Origin of the sequence: Enterobacter cloacae complex sp. P43RS (assembly GCF_014930585.1) — a bacterium.
In the GTDB taxonomy this organism is placed as follows: Bacteria; Pseudomonadota; Gammaproteobacteria; order Enterobacterales; family Enterobacteriaceae; genus Enterobacter; species Enterobacter bugandensis.
The window spans coordinates 43,021-67,668 of sequence record NZ_JADBRJ010000008.1; the positions used below are offsets into that span (position 1 = coordinate 43,021).

21 protein-coding genes are annotated in these 24,648 nt (G+C 55.5%); 17 read left to right on the top strand and 4 right to left on the bottom strand.

Annotated features, from left to right (window positions below; all coding sequences use genetic code 11):
* The first annotated feature begins 55 nt into the window (after positions 1–55).
* The 4 genes from IM294_RS16590 to IM294_RS16605 are packed head-to-tail and all read left to right on the top strand — an operon-like array spanning position 56 to position 3,514.
* Positions 56–328, top strand: a complete 273-nt coding sequence (locus tag IM294_RS16590; RefSeq protein ID WP_041908914.1) for a PTS sugar transporter subunit IIB — start codon at positions 56–58, stop codon at positions 326–328.
* A 21-nt stretch (positions 329–349) separates the two neighbouring features.
* Complete coding sequence (locus tag IM294_RS16595; RefSeq protein WP_045259690.1) at positions 350–1,741, top strand: PTS ascorbate transporter subunit IIC; 1,392 nt, start codon at positions 350–352, stop codon at positions 1,739–1,741.
* Entirely contained in the window at positions 1,738–2,568 is an 831-nt protein-coding gene (locus tag IM294_RS16600; RefSeq protein ID WP_028013942.1) for a transketolase, read from the top strand. The genes IM294_RS16595 and IM294_RS16600 overlap by 4 nt, the downstream gene beginning before the upstream one ends.
* Positions 2,561–3,514 (top strand): transketolase family protein, encoded by a 954-nt coding sequence (locus IM294_RS16605; RefSeq protein ID WP_126818181.1) that lies wholly within the window; start codon positions 2,561–2,563, stop codon positions 3,512–3,514. Before IM294_RS16600 ends, IM294_RS16605 begins: the two co-directional genes overlap by 8 nt.
* A 107-nt stretch (positions 3,515–3,621) precedes the next feature.
* Here IM294_RS16605 and pta read toward each other — a convergent pair whose 3' ends face one another.
* On the bottom strand, positions 3,622–5,766 hold the full coding sequence (gene pta, locus IM294_RS16610; protein ID WP_126818182.1) for a phosphate acetyltransferase: 2,145 nt from the start codon (positions 5,764–5,766) through the stop codon (positions 3,622–3,624).
* 75 nt (positions 5,767–5,841) lie between these two features.
* Complete coding sequence (gene ackA / locus IM294_RS16615; protein ID WP_041908924.1) at positions 5,842–7,044, bottom strand: acetate kinase; 1,203 nt, start codon at positions 7,042–7,044, stop codon at positions 5,842–5,844.
* 337 nt (positions 7,045–7,381) lie between these two features.
* Here ackA and yfbV point away from each other — a divergent pair, with 337 nt between their 5' ends.
* From yfbV to IM294_RS16635, 4 genes are all read left to right on the top strand, one after another.
* On the top strand, positions 7,382–7,837 hold the full coding sequence (yfbV, locus tag IM294_RS16620; RefSeq protein ID WP_028013938.1) for a terminus macrodomain insulation protein YfbV: 456 nt from the start codon (positions 7,382–7,384) through the stop codon (positions 7,835–7,837).
* A gap of 92 nt (positions 7,838–7,929) precedes the next feature.
* Positions 7,930–8,424, top strand: a complete 495-nt coding sequence (locus IM294_RS16625; RefSeq protein WP_003861461.1) for a YfbU family protein — start codon at positions 7,930–7,932, stop codon at positions 8,422–8,424.
* An 11-nt stretch (positions 8,425–8,435) separates the two neighbouring features.
* Positions 8,436–9,095 carry a sugar phosphatase gene (locus IM294_RS16630; protein ID WP_041908926.1) on the top strand — a complete coding sequence of 220 codons (660 nt, stop codon included), beginning with the start codon at positions 8,436–8,438 and terminating at the stop codon, positions 9,093–9,095.
* 75 nt (positions 9,096–9,170) lie between these two features.
* Positions 9,171–11,003, top strand: a complete 1,833-nt coding sequence (locus IM294_RS16635; protein ID WP_028013936.1) for an SLC13 family permease — start codon at positions 9,171–9,173, stop codon at positions 11,001–11,003.
* Between the two features lie 52 nt (positions 11,004–11,055).
* Here the strand turns inward: IM294_RS16635 and yfbR are convergent, their stop codons facing one another.
* Both yfbR and alaA read right to left on the bottom strand, forming a co-directional pair.
* Positions 11,056–11,655: a 5'-deoxynucleotidase gene (gene yfbR, locus IM294_RS16640; RefSeq protein ID WP_028013935.1), complete on the bottom strand. Its 600-nt coding sequence runs from the start codon at positions 11,653–11,655 to the stop codon at positions 11,056–11,058.
* 94 nt (positions 11,656–11,749) lie between these two features.
* Entirely contained in the window at positions 11,750–12,964 is a 1,215-nt protein-coding gene (gene alaA / locus IM294_RS16645; RefSeq protein ID WP_003861471.1) for an alanine transaminase AlaA, read from the bottom strand.
* 938 nt (positions 12,965–13,902) lie between these two features.
* Between alaA and lrhA the strand changes: the two genes are divergently transcribed.
* From lrhA to nuoI, 9 genes are all read left to right on the top strand, one after another.
* Positions 13,903–14,841, top strand: a complete 939-nt coding sequence (lrhA, locus tag IM294_RS16650; protein ID WP_028013934.1) for a transcriptional regulator LrhA — start codon at positions 13,903–13,905, stop codon at positions 14,839–14,841.
* Positions 14,842–15,471: 630 nt separating this feature from the next.
* Positions 15,472–15,912, top strand: coding sequence for an NADH-quinone oxidoreductase subunit NuoA (gene nuoA, locus IM294_RS16655; protein WP_014171000.1), 441 nt, complete (start codon positions 15,472–15,474; stop codon positions 15,910–15,912).
* Between the two features lie 15 nt (positions 15,913–15,927).
* Positions 15,928–16,602, top strand: a complete 675-nt coding sequence (gene nuoB / locus IM294_RS16660; RefSeq protein ID WP_003861482.1) for an NADH-quinone oxidoreductase subunit NuoB — start codon at positions 15,928–15,930, stop codon at positions 16,600–16,602.
* A gap of 89 nt (positions 16,603–16,691) precedes the next feature.
* Complete coding sequence (nuoC, locus tag IM294_RS16665) at positions 16,692–18,494, top strand: NADH-quinone oxidoreductase subunit C/D (RefSeq protein ID WP_028013933.1); 1,803 nt, start codon at positions 16,692–16,694, stop codon at positions 18,492–18,494.
* A 2-nt stretch (positions 18,495–18,496) separates the two neighbouring features.
* The gene (gene nuoE, locus IM294_RS16670; RefSeq protein WP_006176513.1) at positions 18,497–18,997 is read left to right on the top strand and encodes an NADH-quinone oxidoreductase subunit NuoE; all 501 of its coding nucleotides are present in this window, start codon (positions 18,497–18,499) and stop codon (positions 18,995–18,997) included.
* The gene (gene nuoF / locus IM294_RS16675; RefSeq protein ID WP_006811381.1) at positions 18,994–20,331 is read left to right on the top strand and encodes an NADH-quinone oxidoreductase subunit NuoF; all 1,338 of its coding nucleotides are present in this window, start codon (positions 18,994–18,996) and stop codon (positions 20,329–20,331) included. Before nuoE ends, nuoF begins: the two co-directional genes overlap by 4 nt.
* Positions 20,332–20,386: 55 nt before the next feature.
* On the top strand, positions 20,387–23,110 hold the full coding sequence (gene nuoG / locus IM294_RS16680; RefSeq protein WP_126818183.1) for an NADH-quinone oxidoreductase subunit NuoG: 2,724 nt from the start codon (positions 20,387–20,389) through the stop codon (positions 23,108–23,110).
* Positions 23,107–24,084 (top strand): NADH-quinone oxidoreductase subunit NuoH, encoded by a 978-nt coding sequence (nuoH, locus tag IM294_RS16685; RefSeq protein ID WP_008500211.1) that lies wholly within the window; start codon positions 23,107–23,109, stop codon positions 24,082–24,084. The genes nuoG and nuoH overlap by 4 nt, the downstream gene beginning before the upstream one ends.
* A 13-nt stretch (positions 24,085–24,097) precedes the next feature.
* Positions 24,098–24,640 carry an NADH-quinone oxidoreductase subunit NuoI gene (nuoI, locus tag IM294_RS16690; RefSeq protein WP_003861491.1) on the top strand — a complete coding sequence of 181 codons (543 nt, stop codon included), beginning with the start codon at positions 24,098–24,100 and terminating at the stop codon, positions 24,638–24,640.
* Positions 24,641–24,648: the final 8 nt, after the last annotated feature.

Consider the following 24,648-nt stretch of genomic DNA (forward strand, 5'->3'; position numbering starts at 1 on the left):
CAACATTACGCGCCAGCGTGATGGGGCGTGCTCTACTCAAAATAAGGGGACAACAATGAAAATCATGGCTATTTGCGGTTCTGGCCTGGGCAGCAGTTTTATGGTCGAAATGAACATTAAAAAAGTGCTTAAAAAGCTGGACATTGAGGCTGAGGTTGAACACTCCGATCTCTCCTCCGCCACGCCGGGCGCGGCGGACCTGTTCGTGATGGCGAAAGACATTGCGGCCAGCGCCAGCGTGCCGGAAAGCCAGCTGGTGGTGATCAACAACATCATTGATATCAACGAACTCGAAGCGCAGCTGCGCGCCTGGTTCGACAGACAATAACCCTGATAAGGCGAGGTGGATATGTTTATCCTTGAAACGCTGAATTTCGTTGTCGATATTTTAAAAGTCCCTTCGGTGCTGGTGGGTTTAATTGCGTTAATTGGTCTGGTCGCGCAGAAAAAAGCGTTTTCTGATGTCGTAAAAGGCACAATTAAAACGATTCTCGGCTTTATTGTACTGGGCGGTGGCGCCACGGTGCTGGTGGGGTCGTTAAACCCGTTAGGCGGCATGTTTGAGCACGCTTTTAATATCCAGGGCATTATTCCAAACAATGAAGCGATTGTGTCGATCGCGCTGGAAAAATACGGCGCCTCGACCGCGCTGATCATGGCCTTCGGCATGGTGGCGAACATTGTCGTCGCGCGCTTTACCCGCCTGAAGTACATCTTCCTGACCGGGCACCACACCTTCTACATGGCGTGCATGATTGGCGTGATCCTGACGGTCGCAGGCTTTGAAGGGGTGGGGCTGGTCTTTACCGGCTCGCTGATCCTCGGCCTGATTATGGCCTTCTTCCCGGCGATTGCGCAGCGCTATATGAAGCGTATTACCGGCAACGATGAGATCGCCTTCGGTCATTTCGGTACGCTGGGCTACGTGCTGTCCGGCTGGATTGGCAGCAGGGTCGGTAAAGGCTCGCGCTCCACCGAAGAGATGAACCTGCCGAAAAACCTCAGCTTCCTGCGCGACAGTTCGATCTCCATCTCCCTGACCATGATGATTATCTACCTGATCATGGCGGTGAGCGCCGGACGCGAGTACGTCGAGGCCACCTTCAGCGGCGGGCAAAACTACCTGGTCTACGCCATCATCATGGCGATCACCTTCGCGGCGGGCGTGTTCATCATCCTGCAGGGCGTGCGCCTGATTCTGGCGGAAATCGTCCCGGCCTTTACCGGCTTCTCAGAAAAACTGGTGCCGAACGCGCGTCCGGCGCTGGACTGCCCGGTGGTCTACCCGTATGCGCCAAACGCGGTGCTGATTGGCTTCCTGTTCAGCTTCCTCGGGGGAATTGTGGGGTTGTTGATCTGCGGTCAGTTTAGCTGGGTGCTGATCCTGCCGGGCGTAGTGCCGCACTTCTTCACCGGCGCAACGGCAGGCGTGTTCGGTAACGCCACCGGTGGACGCCGCGGGGCAATGATAGGCGCCTTTGCTAACGGCCTGCTGATTACTTTCCTCCCGGTCCTGCTGCTGCCGGTACTGGGTGCGATTGGCTTTGCTAACACCACCTTCTCGGACGCCGACTTCGGCGCGGTCGGGATTGTGCTGGGCAACCTGGCGCGCTTCCTGTCACCGCTTGCCATCACCGGGCTGGTTGTGGCGCTGTTCGCGCTGCTGGTGGCCTACAACATCTTCGCGAAAAACAAACCTGCGGGTAGTAACGCGCAGGAAAATACCGGAGCCAAATCATGAATGAGAACGAGATAACCGAACTGGCGCGTCAGATCCGTCTTGAAACCCTCAAATCCCTGACGCAGCTGGGCTTTGGGCACTACGGCGGCAGCATGTCGGTGGTGGAAACCCTGGCGGTGCTGTACGGCGCCGTGATGAAGATCGACCCGGCGGATCCGGACTGGCCTGAGCGCGATTACTTTGTGCTGTCGAAAGGTCATGCAGGCCCGGCGCTCTACAGCACCCTGGCGATTAAGGGCTACTTCCCGGTTGAAGAGCTGAGCACGCTGAACCAGAACGGCACGCGTCTGCCCAGCCACCCGGACCGCCTGAAAACGCGCGGCGTGGATGCCACCACCGGCTCGCTGGGGCAGGGGATCTCCATTGCGGGCGGTATGGCACTCTCGCACAGGCTGGCCGGGCGACCGAATCGGGTCTTCTGCATCGTTGGCGACGGCGAGCTGAACGAAGGCCAGTGCTGGGAAGCGTTCCAGTTTATCGCTCACCATCGTCTGAACAACCTGACCGTGTTCGTGGACTGGAACAAACAGCAGCTCGACGGCGAACTGGACGAAATCATCTGTGCCTTCGACCTTGAGGGCAAATTCCGCGCCTTTGGCTTTGATGTGGTGACGGTCAAAGGGGATGACATTCCGGCACTGCTGAAGGTGACTTCAAGGGTACCGGAGGCCGATGCGCGTCCGCGGGTGGTGATCCTCGACAGCATCAAAGGGCAGGGGGTGCCGTATCTGGAACAGCTCAGCAACTCGCACCACCTGCGATTAACCGCGGAGAGCAAAGCGGCCCTCAATGAGACGATTCGCCAACTGGAGGCTTCACATGATTAAGGTTGCACCGGCAGGACAGAAAGACGCCGTTGAGATGCGCAAGGTCTACGCGGGCTTTGTGGCAAAGCAGATTGAGGCCGGCAGCGAGATTATCGCCCTGGAAGCGGACCTGATGAGTTCAATGGCGATGGATGGCGTAGCGCGCGATTATCCGCAGCACGTGATTAACTGCGGCATTATGGAAGCTAACGTCATCGGCACGGCCGCCGGGCTCTCCCTTACCGGACGCAAGCCGTTCGTTCACACCTTCACCGCCTTTGCCAGCCGCCGCTGTTTTGACCAGCTCTTTATGTCCCTGGACTATCAGCGCAACAACGTGAAGGTAATTGCCTCAGACGCGGGCGTGACGGCCTGCCACAACGGCGGAACGCATATGTCGTTTGAGGATATGGGCATCGTGCGCGGTCTGGCGCACTCGGTGGTGCTCGAAGTCACCGATGCGGTGATGTTCGAGGATGTGCTGCGCCAGCTTATCGATCTCGACGGCTTCTACTGGGTGCGGACCATCCGCAAGCAGGCGCCGAGCGTGTATGCACCGGGCTCAACCTTCACCATCGGCAAAGGCAACGTGCTGCGTGAAGGAACCGATATTACCCTAATTGCCAACGGCATTATGGTAGCGGAAGCGCTGGAAGCGGCGCGCCAGCTTGAGCAGCAGGGGGTAAGCGCGGCGGTCATCGACATGTTTACCCTGAAGCCCATCGACCGGATGCTGGTGAAAAACTACGCCGAGAAAACCGGGCACATCGTGACCTGTGAAAACCACAGCATTCACAACGGGCTGGGCTCGGCGGTGGCGGAAGTGCTGGTGGAAACCTGCCCGGTGCCGATGCGGCGGGTCGGGGTCAGGGAGCGTTACGGCCAGGTGGGAACGCAGGATTTCCTGCAGAAAGAGTATGGCCTGACGGCACATGACATTGTATCGGCGGCGCGCGAGCTGCTGTAAATAAAAAAGGCGACCGGGTGGTCGCCTTTTTGTTGCCCGGCGGCGCTAGCGCTTACCGGGCCTACGGTTTTGTAGGCCGGATAAGCGAAGCGCCATCCGGCAATACATTACTGCTGTTGCTGCGAAGACTGAATCGCCGTCAGCGCGATGGTGTAAACGATATCGTCTACCAGTGCGCCACGAGACAGGTCGTTCACAGGTTTGCGCATGCCCTGCAGCATTGGCCCGATGGAGATCAGGTCGGCAGAACGCTGTACCGCTTTGTAGGTGGTGTTACCGGTGTTCAGATCCGGGAAGATGAACACGGTAGCGCGACCGGCAACCGGTGAGTTCGGCGCTTTGGATTTCGCAACGTCAGCCATGACCGCGGCGTCGTACTGCAGCGGGCCGTCGATCATCAGATCAGGACGTTTTTCCTGCGCAATACGGGTCGCTTCACGCACTTTCTCTACGTCGCTACCTGCACCCGAGGTGCCGGTGGAGTAGGAGAGCATCGCTACGCGCGGCTCGATACCGAAAGCGGTGGCGGAGTCTGCGGACTGGATAGCGATCTCAGCCAGCTGTTCTGCGGTTGGATCCGGGTTGATCGCGCAGTCGCCGTAAACGTAAACCTGTTCAGGCAGCAGCATGAAGAATACGGAAGAAACCAGAGAGCTGCCTGGTGCAGTTTTGATCAGCTGCAGCGGTGGACGGATGGTGTTCGCCGTGGTGTGAACCGCACCGGAAACCAGGCCGTCAACTTCGTCCTGCTCCAGCATCAGCGTGCCCAGCACCACGTTGTCTTCCAGCTGCTCACGCGCAACGGCTTCGGTCATGCCCTTGTTCTTACGCAGCTCAACCAGACGGGCAACGTAGCTTTCGCGGACCACTTCAGGGTCAACGATTTCGATGCCAGCGCCCAGCTCAACGCCCTGAGAGGCCGCCACGCGGTTGATCTCATCCGGGTTACCCAGCAGCACACAGGTCGCGATGCCGCGCTCTGCACAGATAGCCGCCGCTTTAACGGTACGCGGTTCGTCGCCTTCTGGCAGAACAACGCGTTTGCCCGCTTTGCGCGCCAGCTCGGTCAGCTGGTAGCGGAAGGCTGGAGGAGACAGGCGACGGCTGCGCTCGGAGGTCGCCGTCAGGGATTCGATCCAGTCTGCATTGATGTAGCCGGCAACGTATTCCTGCACTTTCTCGATACGCTCGTGGTCATCAACCGGCACTTCCAGGTTGAAGCTTTGCAGGCTCAGAGAGGTCTGCCAGGTGTTGGTGTTCACCATGAAGACTGGCAGGCCTGTCGCGAACGCACGTTCGCACAGCTTGCTGATGCGCGCGTCCATTTCGTAGCCGCCGGTCAGCAGAATTGCACCGATTTCCACGCCGTTCATCGCCGCCAGGCAGGCAGCAACCAGCACGTCCGGACGGTCTGCGGAGGTCACCAGCAGGGAACCTGCGCGGAAGTGCTCCAGCATGTGCGGAATGCTGCGCGCACAGAAGGTCACGGACTTCACGCGGCGGGTGTTGATATCGCCTTCGTTAACGATGGTCGCGTTCAGGTGACGCGCCATATCGATTGCACGGGTGGCAATCAGATCGAAGCTCCATGGCACTGCGCCGAGTACAGGCAGCGGGCTGGATTCCTGCAGCTTTGCCGGATCAACCTTGATGACTTTCGCTTTGGAAGAGTCGTCGAAGATTTCGGACAGGTCAGGACGCGTACGGCCCTGTTCATCAACCGGTGCGTTCAGTTTGTTAACGATCACGCCGGTGATGCTGGTGTTTTTCGCGCCGCCGAAGCTGCTGCGCGTCAGTTCGATACGCTCTTTCAGCTGCTCTGGGGTATCAGTCCCCTGAGACATCACGAAAACGATCTCTGCGTTCAGGGTTTTCGCGATTTCAAAGTTCAGGGACTGGGCAAACTGGTGTTTGCGGGTCGGGACCAGGCCTTCAACCAGCACCACTTCCGCGTCCTGCGCGTTAGCGTGGTAGTTGGCGATGATCTCTTCCATCAGCACGTCTTTCTGGTTGCTGGAGAGCAGAGACTCAACGTGGCTCATCTTCAGCGGTTCAGCCGCAGGAAGATTGGAATTCTTACGCACGATGGTGGTGGTCTGGTCTGGCGCATCGCCACCGGCACGAGGCTGGGCAATAGGCTTAAAGACGCTCAGACGAACGCCTTTGCGTTCCATAGCGCGGATCACGCCGAGGCTGACGCTGGTCAGGCCGACGCTGGTTCCGGTAGGGATCAGCATAATAGTACGGGACACGGTTTATCCTCTTTCGTTACCGCCGCGTTGGGCGGGTTACAAAACAGCACCGCCAGCATTGCTGGCGGTGTGGAATCAGGCAGTCAGGCGGCACGCGTCTTGCGCGATGACCAGCTCTTCGTTAGTTGGGATAACGATAGCCGGGCGGGTGCCTTCTTTGTTGATGAAGCCAGACTTGCCGAAGCGGGCAGCCAGGTTACGCTCGTGATCGACTTCGAAGCCCAGAACGCCCAGTTTGCCCAGGGACAGTTCACGTACCATTGCCGCGTTCTCACCGATGCCACCGGTGAAGATAACCGCGTCCAGACGACCGTCCATCAGCGCGGTGTAAGAACCGATGTACTTCGCCAGACGGTGGCAGTAAACGTCCATTGCACGCTTAGCGTCTTCTTTGCTGTCGTAGTTGTCTTCAACGTAACGGCAGTCGCTGGTGACTTCGGTCAGACCCAGTAGGCCAGACTCTTTGGTCAACATTTTGTTGATGTCGTCAACGCTCATGCCCAGAGTGTCGTGCAGGTGGAAGATGATCGCCGGGTCGATGTCACCGGAACGGGTACCCATTACCAGACCTTCCAGCGGGGTCAGACCCATAGAGGTATCAACACATTTACCGTTGCGGATAGCAGAAACAGAACCACCGTTACCCAGGTGGCAGGTGATGATGTTGACTTCTTCAACCGGCTTGTTCAGGACTTTTGCGGCTTCCTGAGTCACATAGAAGTGGCTGGTGCCGTGCGCGCCGTAGCGACGTACGCCGTGCTCTTTGTACAGGCTGTACGGCAGGGCATAGAGGTAAGACTCTTCCGGCATGGTCTGATGGAACGCGGTGTCAAACACGGCCACGTTTTTGTCTTTCAGATTCGGGAAGGACTTCAGCGCTTCAGCGATACCGATCAGGTGCGCCGGGTTATGCAGCGGAGCAAAAGAGGCAGAGTCTTTGATGCCCTGGATAACAGAGTCGTCGATGACAACGGAGCTGGTGTATTTTTCGCCACCGTGGACGATACGGTGACCAATCGCAGTCAGCTGAGCAGACAGTTCTGGTTTTTGTGCCAGAATAGTGTTAACGATAAAGTTCAGCGCTTCACTGTGAGCGGCGCCTGCACCTAAAGCCGCTTCTTGTTTGCTGCCGTCCATCTTCCACTTGATACGTGCTTCAGGCAGATGGAAACATTCGGCCAAACCAGAGAGGTACTCGTCACCGTTGAGCGCATCGATGATGGCGAATTTCAGTGAAGAGCTACCGCAGTTCAGAACCAGTACTAACTTACTCGACATGGAAGTACCTATAATTGATACGTGGCTAAAAAAACGTCAATGAGCCTAAAAGCGTAACGCAAGCTGACCCAGACGTTTATGATTAACATCATGCCAAACGAACATTCTGGCAGGATGGAAGAAATACCTATGATTTTAAGCCATTTTGAACATTTTTCAGACAATGGCATAATATGCGATAATTTGACGAGTTAACGCTTCTCGTCTACGGCCCTATCAGGCTGGCACAGAATACCCGATACGGGGTAGCGATGACAAAATATTTTGAACGTTGTCATAGCCTGTTGTGGTTTTGCACAAAAATTTTAATTTTTATATGTGAAGTTGAGGTACAGCCATGTCGACACCCGAAATCCCGTCCGTGAGCTTTTTTAGTCTGTTTCGTCGGGGACAGCATTACGCAAAGACGTGGCCAATGGAAAAGCGCCTTGCGCCAATGTTTATTGAGAATCGCACGATCCGCGCCACGCGCTATGCGATTCGCTTTATGCCTCCGGTCGCTATCTTTACTCTGTGCTGGCAAATCGCCCTCGGTGGACAGCTAGGTCCTGCCGTCGCAACGGCGCTCTTCGCGTTAAGCCTGCCGATGCAGGGGCTGTGGTGGTTAGGCAAACGCTCTATTACGCCGCTTCCGCCTTCTATTTTACACTGGTTTTATGAAGTGCGTGGAAAACTGGAGGAGGCCGGGCAGGCGCTGGCCCCGGTTGAAGGCAAGCCGGATTACCAGGCGCTGGCGGACACGTTAAAGCGTGCTTTTAAGCAGCTGGATAAAACATTCCTCGATGACTTGTGATTGATCATCGAAACGACTAACAAAAGAAGGCACAGTAACACACCGTTACCGTGTCTTTTTTTTACAGTGCAATGCGCTACAGGAGTCGAAAGATGGAAATGACCCATGCTCAACGTCTGATTTTGTCTAACCAGTACAAGATGATGACTATGCTTGATCCCGATAACGCTGCGCGCTACAGCCGCCTGCAAACCATCGTCGAACGCGGTTTTGGTTTGCAAATGCGCGAACTGGACCGCGAGTTTGGCGAGCTGAAAGAAGAAACCTGCCGCATCGTGATCGACATTATGGAGATGTATCACGCTCTGCACGTCTCCTGGACGAACCTCAAAGACCAGCAGACCATTGACGAACGTCGCGTGACCTTCTTAGGCTTTGATGCCGCGACGGAAGCGCGATATCTGAGCTATGTTCGCTTTATGGTGAACACCGAAGGGCGCTATACCCATTTTGATGCGGGAACGCACGGCTTCAACGCCCAAACCCCCATGTGGGATAAATATCAACGTATGCTGAGCGCGTGGCACGCCTGCCCGCGTCAGTACCATTTAAGCAGCAACGAAATTCAACAAATCATTAATGCCTGACGGAGGTGCGTGTGCAGTGTAAAGGTTTTCTGTTTGATCTGGACGGTACGCTGGTGGATTCGCTGCCGGTGGTGGAACGCTCGTGGTGCCACTGGGCCGACCGGCACGGCATCGACCATCAGGACGTGCTGAATTTTATCCATGGCAAACAGGCCATTACCTCATTGCGGCACTTTTTAGCGGGGCGTTCTGAGGAAGAGATCCAGGCGGAGTTCAAATACCTGGAGCAGATTGAGGCCACCGACACCGAGGGCATTACCGCGCTGCCCGGGGCGCGCGAACTGCTTGAGCATCTGAATGAAGCGCAGATCCCGTGGGCTATCGTCACCTCCGGCTCTGTTCCGGTCGCACATGCCCGCCATAAGGCGGCCGGTTTACCGAAGCCAGAGGTGTTCATTACGGCTGAGCGCGTTAAACGCGGCAAGCCGGAGCCGGATGCGTTTCTGCTTGGTGCAGAAATGCTGGGCTTCGCGCCTGCAGAGTGTGTGGTGGTGGAAGATGCGGCCGCTGGCGTGCTGGCCGGGCTGAACGCCGGGAGCCACGTCATTGCCGTTAACGTTCCGGCGGGATCTCCACGCCTGGACGAGGCGGACTTTGTGATTCATTCTCTGACGGCGCTGGCGGTGTCAAAAGCGCCCGACGGAGTTGTAACCGTCTCGCTAAAAATGTAATCCCATGATATAGCCCCACGCTGCTGGGGCTTTTTTATGGCAAAATTTCTCATCTTCCACTGACAAGGATAGGTTGTGAACGGTGAACTGATCTGGGTTCTGAGCCTGCTTTTAATCGCCATTATTCTCTTCGCCACAGGCAAGGTGCGCATGGATGCCGTCGCCCTGTTTGTCATCGTCGCGTTTGTGCTGAGCGGCACGCTCACGCTACCGGAAGCCTTCTCCGGGTTCAGCGACCCCAACGTTATCCTTATAGCTGCCCTGTTTATCATCGGCGACGGCCTTGTTCGCACCGGCGTGGCGACCATCATGGGCGCGTGGCTGGTTAAGGTGGCCGGCAGCAGTGAAACCAAAATGCTGATCTACCTGATGCTGACGGTCGCCGGGCTGGGGGCGTTTATGAGCTCAACGGGCGTGGTCGCTATTTTTATCCCGGTGGTGCTGAGCGTTTCAATGCGGATGCAGAGCTCGCCGTCGCGCCTGATGATGCCTCTGAGCTTTGCCGGTTTGATCAGCGGAATGATGACGCTGGTGGCGACGCCGCCGAACCTGGTTGTCAACAGCGAGCTGATTCGTGAAGGGTTTCAGGGCTTCAGCTTTTTCAGCGTCACCCCGCTTGGGCTGGTGATTCTGGCGATGGGCGTGGTCTACATGCTGCTGACCCGTTTTGCCCTCAAAGGCGACAAACAGGATAAGAACAAAGAGGGGTGGAAGCGACGTACCTTCCGCGATCTGATCAAAGAGTACCGCCTCACCGGGCGGGCGCGCCGTCTGGCCATTCGCCCCGGCTCGCCGATGGTCGGCCAGCGGCTCGACGACCTTAAGCTGCGCGAGCGTTATGGCGCGAACGTGATCGGGGTTGAGCGCTGGCGTCGTTTTCGTCGGGTGATCGTTAACGTGAACGGGGTATCAGAGTTCCGCGCGCGTGATGTCCTGCTGATTGATATGTCAACGGCGGACGTGGATCTGCGAGAGTTCTGTAGCGAGCAGCTGCTGGAGCCGATGGTGCTACGCGGCGAGTATTTCTCCGACCAGGCGCTGGATGTGGGGATGGCCGAAGTGTCGCTGATACCGGAATCGGAACTGCTGGGTAAAACCGTGCGTGAAATGGGTTTCCGTACCCGCTATGGCCTGAACGTAGTGGGGCTGAAGCGTGATGGCGTGGCGATGGAAGGGGCCGTCGTCGATGAGCCTATCCTGCTGGGAGATATCTTCCTCGTGGTCGGCAACTGGAAGCTGATAAGCCAGCTCGGGCAAAAAGGGCGTGATTTTGTGGTGCTCAACATGCCGGTCGAGGAGAGCGATGCCTCCCCGGCGCACAGCCAGGCGCCCCATGCGATTTTCTGTCTGGTGCTGATGGTGGCGCTGATGCTGACCGATGAAATTCCTAATCCGGTCGCGGCCATTATCGCCTGCCTGCTGATGGGGAAATTCCGCTGCATTGACGCCGAAAGCGCGTATAAAGCCATTCACTGGCCGAGCATTATTCTTATCGTCGGGATGATGCCCTTTGCCCTGGCACTGCAAAAAACCGGCGGGGTGGATCTGATCGTAAAAGGCTTGATGGACGTGGGCGGCGGGTATGGACCGTACATGATGATGGTCTGTCTGTTTGTCATGTGCGCCACGATAGGGTTATTTATCTCGAATACCGCGACGGCGGTGCTGATGGCGCCCATTGCGCTGGCGATGGCGAAATCCATGGGCGTGTCGCCGTACCCGTTTGCGATGATGGTCGCGATGGCGGCATCCGCGGCGTTTATGACGCCGGTTTCATCGCCGGTGAACACGCTGGTGCTGGGGCCGGGGAATTATAAGTTCAGCGATTTCGTGAAGCTGGGCGTGCCGTTCACCGTGCTGGTGATGGTGGTGTGCGTGGTGTTAATTCCGGTTTTATTCCCGTTTTAGCGTGAGCGCAGAAACGTAGGCCGGGTAAGGCGAAGCCGCCACCCGGCTAAAATTACAACGGTGAATCCTGGCTAATCTCGTCCAGCGATAGATGGAAACTCGGCACAAATACCTGCATGAAGTAGTCCATCTCTTCGCTGCGGCGGGATTCCAGCGTTTTTTCCAGACGCGTTTTCGCCAGTAAAAACTCATTATTGCCCGCAGACAGCTCTTCCAGACACTTCAGATAGGCGCACAGCGCGTCGGCCTGTTTGACCAGCGACTTTTCATCTTCCGTATACTGATGCTCGTCGATGAGCGGTTCAAAGATATCGCGTAGCTCTTCGGGTACCATCTCGATAAGCTTTTGCTGGGCAATCTTCTCGATAGCCTTATATTCCTGAGCAATCTGAGAATTGAAATATTTCACTGGGGTAGGCAGGTCGCCGGTCAGCACCTCTGATGCGTCGTGGTACATCGCCAGCAAAGCGATGCGCTCGGCATTCACCTGCCCGTTAAATTTGCGATTCTTAATGGCAGCCAGCGCATGAGCAACCATAGCAACCTGCAGGCTGTGCTCAGACACGTTCTCTGTACGCACGTTGCGCATCAGCGGCCAGCGGTTGATCAGTTTCAGGCGGGAGAGGTGGGCAAAGAAATGGCTCTGACTCATAGGTTACCTTTTGTCTTCACTGCGACAGGACTTCATTGTGCGGGGAGGGGAGGGAAGATGCAAATCAGGCTACCGAAGTAGCCTGATTTTAAGATTACTGATGGTATCCAGAGAGGAATCGCCCGAAGCGGCTGATAGCCATTTCGAGATCGTCTTCACGTGGGAGGGTCACGATACGCACGTGGTCCGGCCACGGCCAGTTAAACGCCGTCCCCTGAACCAGCAGCACTTTTTCCTGCAACAGGAAATCGAGCACCATTTTCTGATCGTCGTGGATATTGAAGCGCTTCGCGTCAATTTTCGGGAACATATACAGCGCCCCGTTCGGCTTCACGCAGGAGACGCCCGGGATATCGTTGATCAGTTCCCATGCGCGGTTACGCTGTTCGTACAGGCGACCGCCAGGGACGATAAACTCGCTGATGCTCTGGTAGCCGCCCAGCGCCGTCTGGATCGCGTGCTGCGCAGGCACGTTGGCGCAAAGACGCATCGACGCCAGCATCTCAAGCCCTTCAATATAGCCTTTTGCGTGCTTTTTCGGGCCGTTCAGCACCATCCAGCCCTGACGGAAACCGGCCACGCGGTAGGTTTTAGACAGTCCGTTAAAGGTGACGGTCAGCAGGTCGGGCGCCAGCGCGGCGATAGAGTGGTGCTGCGCCGCGTCGTACAGGATCTTGTCGTAGATTTCGTCAGCGAAGATGATCAGGTTGTGCTGGCGGGCGATCTCCACGATCTCCATCAGCAGCTCTTTTGAATAGACCGCGCCCGTCGGGTTGTTCGGGTTGATGATCACAATCCCACGCGTGCGAGGCGTGATTTTCGCGCGAATGTCATCCAGATCCGGGAACCAGTCAGAGGATTCGTCGCAAAGATAATGTACCGCTTTACCGCTGGAGAGCGATACGGCAGCGGTCCACAGCGGATAGTCCGGCGCGGGAACCAGCATTTCGTCACCGCTGTTCAGCAGCGCCTGCATGGCCTGAACGATAAGTTCGGAGACGCCGTTGCCGATATAGATATCTTCGACGGTAACGTCACGCATACCGCGCGCCTGGTAGTGCTGCATAATGGCTTTACGGGCGGAGTAAAGTCCCTTTGAGTCACAATAGCCTTGTGCCGTAGGCAGGTTGCGGATCACATCAACCAGAATTTCATCCGGCGCTTCAAAACCAAATGGCGCGGGGTTGCCGATGTTGAGCTTCAGAACCTTGTTGCCTTCTTCTTCAAGGCGTTTTGCCTCTTTCAGAACCGGGCCACGGATGTCATAACAGACGTTATCTAGCTTGCTGGATTTTTCGATAGGGGACATGAACCTTTAACCTTTTCGCTATTATTGCCACTCCCTGCCGTGGAAGTCAGCACGGAATAATGTACTCCCCCCACGCTTCGTTTTGAAGGGTGTGCAGAAGAAGATTTTGTGCCCATAGCGAAATTTTGATGAATCTTTTTAACTATTGACTGTCGCTTTCACCGCCTTAACATCATGTACAAACCATAAATAAAGGTTGATTGTGCTAAGAATTTATGTGAATTATGTATATTGTTCTGATGGAAAATAAAAAACGCGCAGACAACAAGCAGAAGTTACGCTGGGTGACATTTCGTAAAACCTGAGTGTTGAAGGGACCTTGCAGTAATAGCCCGGAGCGGCTAAAAGTTAATCATGTGAAATTAATGTTAAGTGTTATTAATGAATGACCATAATCTAAATTAAAATTTATTTATTATTAACCAACAAAATGCAACTTTAGTTAATTCTAATAAAATTAGTTTAGAAGCTTAACAAACCTCTTTAATCCTGAATATTGCAATAAGACTTATAAATAAAGTGGATTTGGGTTAAGATGTCTATACGGAAAGCAGTAGAAAGATGCAGTGGTTTTGCATTTTTGAAACTGATTTTCCGATTTAATTGATTGTTATTGTTGGAGTTATCTCTGGCTGGAATGTGTCAAACATCTCCTGCTACGTTGACAGCGCTGCGAAAAAGATGGCAGAAAAAGTGTTACGCCTTTAATGTAATTTACATAACCCTGCGAACATCTAAATATCCTGAACGTTTAAGAGAATAAAAATAACGTCATGAAACGTGCTTTCTGACTGTTGATATAAAGCAGCACAATAACTATCTGTCAGGCAGTCTGCCGGGCCGGGATGCGAGGGAAAACCTTCAGAAGGAATTGCTTAACTGTTACACACAGCTTCAACCCGGGCAGCTCCGCACGAGCAACCTGAAAGTGAATAGATATGATAAATGCAAATCGTCCGATAATGAATCTCGACCTCGATCTGCTGAGAACGTTTGTTGCGGTCGCCGATCTCAACACTTTTGCAGCAGCTGCTGCCGCCGTCTGCCGAACTCAGTCCGCCGTTAGCCAGCAAATGCAGCGGCTGGAGCAACTGGTTGGGAAAGAGCTTTTTGCCCGTCACGGGCGTAATAAGCTTTTAACGGAACACGGTATTCAGCTACTGGGTTATGCCAGGAAAATTCTTCGCTTTAATGATGAAGCATGTATGTCATTAATGTTTAGCAACCTTCAAGGGGTGTTAACCTTAGGGGCATCTGATGAGTCAGCGGATACAATATTGCCGTTTCTTCTCAACCGAATTAGCTCGGTTTATCCGAAGCTTGCGCTGGATGTGAGCGTAAAGCGTAATGCCTTTATGGTTGAGATGTTAAATGAGAACAAGGTCGACCTGGTGGTCACGACGCATCGTCCCGGACAGTTTGATTGTCTGACCTTGCGCACATCGCCAACGCACTGGTATTGCGCAGCGGAATACGTGTTGCAAAAAGGGGAACCCGTACCGCTGGTTTTACTGGACGATCCGAGTCCTTTCCGGGATATGGTGCTTACGGCGTTAAATGAAGCCAACATTCCGTGGCGTCTGGCCTATGTAGCGTCCACGCTGCCCGCGGTGCGTGCCGCCGTGAAAGCGGGTCTTGGCGTAACGGCCCGTCCGGTAGAGATGATGAGCCCCGATCTGCGCGTTCTCGGTAAATCTGATGGTCTCCCAGCACTGCCGGATACCGAGTATCTGCTTTGCCATAACGCGTCCAGTCATAACGAGCTGGCGAAGGTGGTGTTTGAGGCGATGGAAAATTACCATAACCCATGGCAGTTCGAGCATGTTACCTCCGAAGGGGGGGATGATTCCCTGATCGTTGAAGGTGACTTTGAGTGATCAAAAGCTCAAAATTCTGGTAACAAATTGTAAGTGTAAAAAAAAGCCACTCGTGCCGTTTTCGCACGCAGTGGCTTTTTTTTGCCATTATTATCCTCTTTCGGTACAGGGTTTTCATAAATAAAACTTACATATCAAGGGAATAAATGCTTCTGCTTAAATCTTGTTCACTTTCCGTTCTAACTTCATCCATAACCCCTTGATGTTAAAAAAGCAGCAAATATGTTGCCGGTTTTTTGGGTGAATTAACAAAAGCGTGTCTCAGATCAAGAAAATACTCCTATTTGGGGGGAGGAATCGTTGGCAAATCCTGTCAAAATAGGAGGGTTATTTTTTTTACTTCCAAAACGGACACGATTCAACAACATGCATTTGACGAAAAGTCAGGTAACCACCAGGGTTAAAGGGCACCAAATGTTAATGAGAATCGCTCGATGTAATTTAATGTGAAGAAACCTTTGTTAAAGTTGACAATAGGTTATAGAAAGGAGTAAAAAACCCCATCATTTTGCTGTCTACGTCTCATTTCAGACAGTTAGTGTAAGGTTATTTGTTCCTCCCCATGAATCGATGTGATGCCCATCTGCCAGCAAGAGCAGTGTCGTCGGTATCACTTTTGATGAGTAAGCAATGAGTATGTCAACATCCACAGAAGTCATCGCTCATCACTGGGCATTCGCAATCTTTCTTATTGTAGCCATTGGCCTGTGCTGCCTGATGTTAGTCGGCGGCTGGTTCCTGGGCGGTCGCGCCCGTGCAAGGCACAAAAACACACCTTTCGAATCAGGTATTGATTCAGTAGGTTCCGCTCGCTTACGCCTGTCTGCCAAGTTCTATCTGGTAGCGATGTTCTTCGTCATCTTTGACGTGGAAGCGCTCTACCTGTTCGCATGGTCGACCTCCATTCGCGAAAGTGGTTGGGTGGGCTTTGTCGAGGCCGCAATTTTCATTTTAGTGCTACTGGCCGGTCTGGTTTATCTGGTGCGTATTGGCGCGCTTGACTGGACGCCTGCGCGTTCACGTCGTGAACACATCAACCCGGAAAACAGTATCTCTAATCGTCAGCAGTAACAGCGAGGCAATAAGATGGATTATACGCTCACCCGCATAGATCCTAACGGTGAGAATGACCGTTACCCCCTGCAAAAACAGGAGATCGTAACCGACCCCCTGGAGCAAGAAGTCAACAAAAGCGTGTACATGGGCAAACTCGAACATGCCATGCACGATATGGTCAACTGGGGTCGTAAGAACTCCATCTGGCCATACAACTTTGGCCTTTCTTGCTGCTACGTTGAAATGGTGACGTCATTCACTGCGGTGCATGACGTTGCGCGTTTTGGGGCCGAGGTACTTCGTGCTTCCCCGCGTCAGGCTGACCTGATGGTGGTGGCCGGTACCTGCTTTACCAAAATGGCACCTGTTATTCAGCGTCTGTATGACCAGATGCTGGAGCCAAAATGGGTTATTTCCATGGGCGCATGTGCAAACTCCGGCGGTATGTACGACATTTATTCCGTTGTACAGGGCGTTGATAAGTTCATTCCGGTGGATGTTTACATCCCGGGCTGCCCGCCGCGCCCAGAAGCCTATATGCAGGCGCTGATGCTGCTGCAGGAGTCTATCGGTAAAGAACGTCGCCCACTCTCATGGGTTGTTGGCGATCAGGGTGTCTATCGCGCGAACATGCAGTCCGAGCGCGAGCGTAAACGCGGTGAACGTATTGCCGTCACCAACCTGCGTACGCCTGACGAAATTTAATTTGCGCCTGTAGGCCTGGAGAAAACCTTCGCATATCACTACTCAAATAGCGCGAAGCCAGGCTTAACAGTCACCACGGACCATTTGCAATGGTGAACAATATGACCGACTTAACCGCGCAAGAAGCCGCCTGGCAGACCCGGGATCATCTTGATGACCCCGTTATTGGCGAACTGCGCAACCGTTTTGGGCCGGATGCCTTTACCGTTCAGGCGACCCGCACCGGGGTACCCGTTGTTTGGGTGAAGCGTGAACAATTGCTGGAAGTTGTCGATTTCCTCAAGAAATTGCCAAAACCTTACGTCATGCTGTTTGACTTACACGGCATGGACGAACGTCTGAGAACGCACCGCCAGGGTCTCCCTGCTGCGGATTTTTCCGTTTTCTACCACCTGATCTCAATAGACCGCAACACGGATATCATGCTTAAGGTGGCATTGTCTGAAAACGACATGCATCTGCCGACGATCACCAAACTTTTCCCGAACGCTAACTGGTATGAGCGTGAAACCTGGGAAATGTTCGGCATGACCTTCGACGGCCACCCGCACCTGACGCGCATCATGATGCCACAGACCTGGACCGGCCACCCGCTGCGTAAAGACTACCCGGCACGTGCGACCGAATTCGATCCGTTTGAGCTGACCAAAGCCAAGCAGGATCTGGAGATGGAAGCGCTGACCTTCAAGCCGGAAGACTGGGGCATGAAGCGCGGTACTGAAAACGAGGACTTCATGTTCCTCAACCTCGGTCCGAACCACCCGTCTGCGCACGGTGCATTCCGTATTATTCTTCAGCTTGATGGCGAAGAGATTGTCGACTGCGTCCCTGACATCGGCTACCACCACCGCGGTGCTGAGAAGATGGGCGAGCGTCAGTCCTGGCACAGCTACATTCCGTATACCGACCGTATCGAGTACCTCGGCGGGTGCGTAAACGAAATGCCATACGTGCTGGCCGTTGAGAAACTGGCAGGCATCACCGTACCGGATCGCGTTAACGTGATTCGCGTTATGCTGTCAGAACTGTTCCGCATCAACAGCCACCTGCTGTACATCTCTACGTTCATTCAGGACGTGGGCGCGATGACCCCAGTCTTCTTCGCCTTTACCGATCGTCAGAAAATCTACGATCTGGTGGAAGCGATTACCGGCTTCCGTATGCACCCGGCCTGGTTCCGTATCGGCGGTGTGGCACACGATCTGCCGCGCGGCTGGGACCGCCTGCTGCGTGAATTCCTCGACTGGATGCCGAAGCGTCTGGCGTCTTACGAGAAAGCCGCGCTGCGCAACACCATCCTGAAAGGCCGTTCCCAGGGCGTTGCTGCCTATGGCGCGAAAGAAGCGCTGGAGTGGGGGACTACAGGTGCTGGCCTGCGCGCGACCGGTATTGATTTCGACGTGCGTAAAGCCCGTCCTTACTCTGGCTACGAGAACTTCGACTTTGAAGTGCCGGTTGGCGGCGGTGTGTCCGACTGCTACACCCGCGTGATGCTGAAAGTGGAAGAGCTGCGCCAGAGTCTGCGCATCCTTGAGCAGTGCCTCAACAACATGCCGGAAGGCCCGTTCAAGGCGGATCACCCGCTGACCACGCCGCCGCCGAAAGAGCGCACGCTGCAGCATATCGAAACCCTGATCACCCACTTCCTGCAGGTTTCCTGGGGCCCGGTCATGCCGGCGCAAGAATCCTTCCAGATGATTGAAGCGACCAAGGGTATTAACAGTTACTACCTGACCAGCGACGGCAGCACCATGAGCTACCGTACCCGCGTGCGTACGCCGAGCTTTGCGCACCTGCAGCAGATCCCGTCCGCCATCCGCGGCAGTCTGGTCTCTGACCTGATTGTGTATCTGGGTAGTATCGATTTTGTTATGTCAGATGTGGACCGCTAATTATGCACGAGAATCAACAACCACAAACCGAGGCTTTTGAGCTGAGTGAAGCAGAGCGTGCCGCCATTGAGCACGAGATGCACCACTACGAAGACCCGCGTGCGGCGTCCATTGAAGCGCTGAAAATCGTACAGAAACAGCGTGGTTGGGTGCCGGATGGGGCGATTTACGAGATCGCAAAAGTGCTGGGCATTCCGGCAAGTGACGTAGAGGGCGTAGCCACGTTCTACAGCCAGATCTTCCGTCAGCCGGTAGGCCGCCATGTGATCCGCTACTGTGACAGCGTCGTCTGCCACATTACCGGCTATCAGGGCATTCAGGCTGCGATTGAGAAAAAGCTCAATATCAAGCCGGGCCAGACCACGTTCGATGGACGCTTTACTCTGCTGCCAACCTGCTGCCTGGGTAACTGCGACAAGGGGCCGACCATGATGATTGATGAGGACACTCACAGCCATCTGACGCCGGAAGCGATTCCTGACCTGCTGGAGCAGTACAAATGAAAACTGTAATTCGTACTGCTGAGACGCATCCGCTGACCTGGCGTCTGCGCGATGACAAACAGCCGGTATGGCTCGACGAATACCAGAGCAAAAACGGCTATGCCGGTGCGCGTAAAGCCCTCGGCGGCATGGCGCCGGACGACATCGTTAATGCGGTGAAAGATTCCGGCCTGAAAGGCCGTGGCGGCGCGGGCTTCTCCACCGGTCTGAAGTGGAGCCTGATGCCGAAAGACGAATCCATGAACATCCGTTACCTGCTATGTAACGCCGATGAAATGGAGCCAGGCACCTATAAAGACCGCCTGCTGATGGAGCAGCTGCCGCACCTGTTGGTGGAAGGCATGCTGATCTCCGCGTTTGCGCTGAAAGCGTACCGTGGCTACATCTTCCTGCGCGGTGAGTACATCGAAGCGGCAGAAAACCTGCGTCGCGCGATTGCCGAAGCCACCGAAGCCGGCCTTCTTGGTAAAAACATCCTGGGTACCGGGTTTGACTTCGAACTGTTCGTGCACACCGGTGCCGGGCGTTACATCTGCGGTGAAGAAACTGCGCTGATTAACTCCCTGGAAGGTCGCCGTGCGAACCCGCGTTCCAAGCCACCGTTCCCGGCAAGCTCCGGCGTGTGGGGTAAACCGACCTGCGTAAACAACGTCGAAACCCTCTGTAACGTCCCGGCTATCCTCGCCAACGGCGTGGAGTGGTATCAGGGCATCTCCTCAAGCAAAGATGCCGGTACCAAGCTGATGGGCTTCTCCGGGCGCGTGAAGAACCCTGGCGTCTGGGAACTGCCGTTCGGTACCACCGCACGCGAAATTCTTGAAGACTACGCCGGCGGCATGCGCGATGGCCTGAAATTTAAAGCCTGGCAGCCGGGCGGGGCAGGGACAGACTTCCTGACCGAAGCCCACCTTGACCTGCCGATGGAATTCGAAAGCATTGGTAAAGCAGGCAGCCGTCTGGGTACGGCGCTGGCGATGGCCGTCGATCACGAGATCGGCATGGTCTCGCTGGTACGTAACCTGGAAGAGTTCTTTGCTCGCGAGTCCTGTGGCTGGTGTACACCGTGCCGTGACGGTCTGCCGTGGAGTGTGAAGATCCTGCGCGCCATCGAGCGCGGCGAAGGCCAGCCGGGCGATATCGAGACGCTTGAGCAACTGTGTCGATTCTTAGGGCCAGGTAAAACCTTCTGCGCCCACGCACCGGGTGCCGTCGAGCCGCTGCAGAGCGCGATTAAATATTTCCGCGACGAATTCGAAGCAGGCATCAAGCAGCCGTTCAGCAATACCCATTCGATCAATGGTATTCAGCCGAACCTGCTGAAAGCGCGCTGGTAACGACAAGAATTTTGATTAACGCTCGGTTTCGACTGAGCCAACTGGAAGCATGCTAATGGCTACGATTCATGTAGACGGCAAAGAATACGAAGTCAACGGGGCGGACAACCTGCTGGAAGCTTGTCTGTCTCTTGGCCTCGATATTCCGTACTTTTGCTGGCATCCGGCGCTGGGCAGCGTCGGTGCTTGCCGCCAGTGTGCGGTGAAGCAATATCAAAACGCGGAAGACACGCGTGGTCGCCTGGTGATGTCCTGTATGACGCCAGCCACCGAAGGCACTTTTATTTCGATTGATGACGAAGAAGCCAAACAGTTCCGCGAAAGCGTGGTGGAGTGGTTGATGACCAACCACCCGCACGACTGTCCGGTTTGTGAAGAGGGCGGTAACTGCCACCTTCAGGATATGACCGTGATGACCGGTCACAGCTTCCGTCGCTATCGCTTTACCAAGCGTACCCACCGTAACCAGGATCTGGGGCCGTTCATCTCTCACGAAATGAACCGCTGCATCGCCTGCTACCGCTGCGTGCGTTACTACAAAGACTACGCGGACGGTCAGGATCTGGGCGTGTATGGCGCGCATGACAACGTCTACTTCGGCCGTCCGGAAGACGGCGTGCTGGAGAGCGAATTCTCCGGTAACCTGGTAGAAATCTGTCCGACCGGCGTATTCACGGATAAAACCCACTCCGAGCGCTACAACCGTAAATGGGACATGCAGTTTGCGCCAAGCATCTGCCAGCAGTGTTCCCTCGGCTGTAACACCAGCCCGGGTGAGCGCTACGGCGAACTGCGTCGTATCGAAAACCGTTACAACGGCACCGTTAACCACTACTTCCTGTGCGACCGCGGTCGTTTCGGCTATGGCTATGTGAACCTGAAAGACCGTCCGCGTCAGCCGGTTCAGCGCCGTGGCGACGACGTTATTACCCTGAACGCTGAACAGGCGATGCAGGGCGCGGCAGATATTCTGCGCCAGTCGAAGAAAGTGATCGGCATCGGCTCCCCGCGCGCCAGTATCGAAAGCAACTTCGCGCTGCGCGAGCTGGTCGGGGCGGAAAACTTCTATACCGGTATCGCCCAGGGCGAACAGGAACGTCTGCAGCTGGTGCTGAAGGTGCTGCGTGAAGGCGGTATCCATACCCCTGCGCTGCGCGAAATTGAATCCTATGATGCGGTCCTGGTGCTGGGTGAAGACCTGACGCAGACCGGCGCCCGCGCGGCTCTGGCGGTTCGTCAGGCGGTGAAGGGTAAAGCACGTGAAATGGCAGCGGCGCAGAAAGTGGCTGACTGGCAGATTGCGGCGATCCTCAACATCGGCCAGCGCGCGAAGCATCCTCTGTTTGTGACCAACGTCGACAACACCCGTCTGGACGATATCGCGGCGTGGACCTACTGCGCGCCGGTTGAAGACCAGGCGCGCCTGGGCTTTGCCATTGCCCACGCGCTGGACAACAGCTCACCGGCCGTTGAGCTGGATCGCGACCTGCAAAACAAGGTCGACGTGATTGTTCAGGCCCTGGCAGGTGCGAAGAAACCGCTGATTATCTCCGGAACCAACGCCGGTAGCGCTGAAATCATTCAGGCCGCCGCGAACGTTGCCAAAGCCCTGAAAGGCCGCGGTGCAGACGTCGGCGTGACCATGATTGCCCGTGCGGTAAACAGCATCGGTCTGGGCATGATTGGCGGCGGCTCGCTGGAAGAAGCGTTGAGCGAACTGGAATCCGGTGCCGCTGACGCCGTGGTGGTGCTGGAAAACGATTTGCATCGCCATGCGTCTGCCGCTCGCGTTGACGCCGCGCTCTCCAAAGCGCCGCTGGTGATGGTCATTGACCATCAGCGCACCGCGATCATGGACAAAGCGCACCTGGTGCTCTCTGCGGCAAGCTTCGCAGAAAGCGACGGTACCGTTATCAACAACGAAGGCCGCGCCCAGCGTTTCTTCCAGGTTTATGACCCGGCGTACTACGACAGCAACATCGTGATGCTGGAAAGCTGGCGCTGGCTGCACTCCCTGCACAGCACCGTGCAGAGCCGTGAAGTGGACTGGACGCAGCTCGACCACGTTATCGACGCGGTGGTGGAAAAACTGCCTCAGCTGGCAGGCATTAAAGATGCCGCACCTGAAGCAAGCTTCCGCATCCGCGGCCAGAAGCTGGCGCGTGAACCGCACCGCTACAGCGGCCGTACCGCGATGCGTGCCAACATCAGCGTACACGAACCGCGCCAGCCGCAGGATAAAGACACCATGTTCGCCTTCTCCATGGAAGGGAACAACCAGCCGTCTGCCCCGCGTTCGCAAATCCCGTTCGCATGGGCTCCGGGCTGGAACTCCCCGCAGGCGTGGAACAAGTTCCAGGCTGAAGTGGGCGGCTCCCTGCGCCACGGCGATCCGGGCGTGCGTCTGATTGAAGCTTCCGAAACCGGTCTGGACTTCTTCACCACCGTACCGGCGAGCTTCCAGGCGCAGGACGGTAGCTGGCGTATTGCCCCGTACTACCACCTGTTCGGTAGCGACGAGCTGTCCCAGCGTTCACCGGTCTTCCAGACCCGTATGCCGCAGCCTTACATCAAGCTCAACCCGGCGGATGCCGCGAAGCTTGGCGTTAACGCGGGCGCGAACATCGCCTTTAGCTATGACGGCCAGACCATCAGCCTGCCGCTGATTATTTCTGAAAATCTGACAGCAGGGCAGGTCGGTCTGCCGATGGGTATGCCTGGCATCGCGCCGGTTCTGGCGGGTGCGCGTCTTGATAATCTGCAGGAGGCAAAAGCATGAGTTGGTTAACGCCGGATCTTATCGACATCCTGCTGAGCATTCTGAAAGCGATTGTTATCCTGCTGGTGGTGGTCACCTGCGGCGCGTTCATGAGCTTTGGTGAACGTCGTCTGCTCGGTCTGTTCCAGAACCGTTACGGACCGAACCGCGTGGGCTGGGGTGGTTCACTCCAGCTGGTCGCGGACATGATCAAGATGTTCTTTAAAGAGGACTGGATCCCTCGCTTCTCGGATCGCGTGATCTTTACTCTGGCACCGATGATCGCCTTCACCTCGCTGCTGCTGGCGTTTGCTATCGTTCCGGTCAGCCCGACCTGGGTGGTCGCTGACCTGAACATCGGCATTCTGTTCTTCCTGATGATGGCAGGTCTCGCGGTTTACGCGGTCCTGTTCGCAGGCTGGTCCAGTAACAACAAATACTCGCTGCTGGGTGCGATGCGTGCTTCCGCGCAGACGCTGAGCTACGAAGTGTTCCTGGGACTCTCCCTGATGGGCGTGGTGGCGCAGGCCGGTTCATTCAACATGACCGACATCGTCAACAATCAGGCCGACATCTGGAACGTTATCCCGCAGTTCTTTGGGTTTATTACCTTTGCTATCGCGGGCGTGGCCGTGTGTCACCGTCACCCGTTTGACCAGCCGGAAGCCGAACAGGAACTGGCCGACGGTTACCACATTGAATATTCCGGCATGAAGTTCGGTCTGTTCTTTGTGGGCGAGTACATCGGTATTGTCACCATTTCTGCGTTGATGGTAACGCTGTTCTTTGGTGGCTGGCATGGCCCGTTCTTACCGCCGTTCATCTGGTTCGCGCTGAAAACCGCGTTCTTCATGATGATGTTCATTTTGATTCGCGCAGCGTTACCGCGTCCACGTTATGACCAGGTAATGTCCTTCGGCTGGAAAGTGTGCCTGCCGCTGACGCTCGTCAACTTGTTGGTAACGGCAGCTGTCATTCTCTGGCAGCAGCCATAAGGGGCTATAGACCATGACCTTAAAAGAATTACTGGTAGGTTTCGGTACCCAGGTACGCAGTATCTGGATGATCGGCCTGCACGCGTTTGCTAAACGCGAAACCCGGATGTACCCGGAAGAGCCGGTATATCTGCCGCCGCGCTACCGTGGCCGTATCGTGCTGACGCGCGACCCGGACGGTTCCGAGCGCTGCGTTGCCTGTAACCTGTGTGCGGTTGCGTGTCCGGTCGGCTGTATCTCTCTGCAGAAAGCCGAGACGGTAGACGGCCGCTGGTACCCTGAGTTCTTCCGCATTAACTTCTCACGCTGCATCTTCTGCGGTCTGTGTGAAGAAGCGTGCCCAACCACGGCGATTCAGCTGACTCCAGACTTCGAGCTGGGTGAGTACAAGCGTCAGGACCTGGTGTACGAGAAAGAGGATCTGCTGATTTCCGGTCCGGGCAAATACCCGGAATATAACTTCTACCGGATGGCGGGTATGGCAATCGACGGCAAAGATAAGGGCGAAGCAGAGAACGAAGCTAAGCCTATCGACGTCAAGAGCCTGTTACCGTAAGGAGAGGG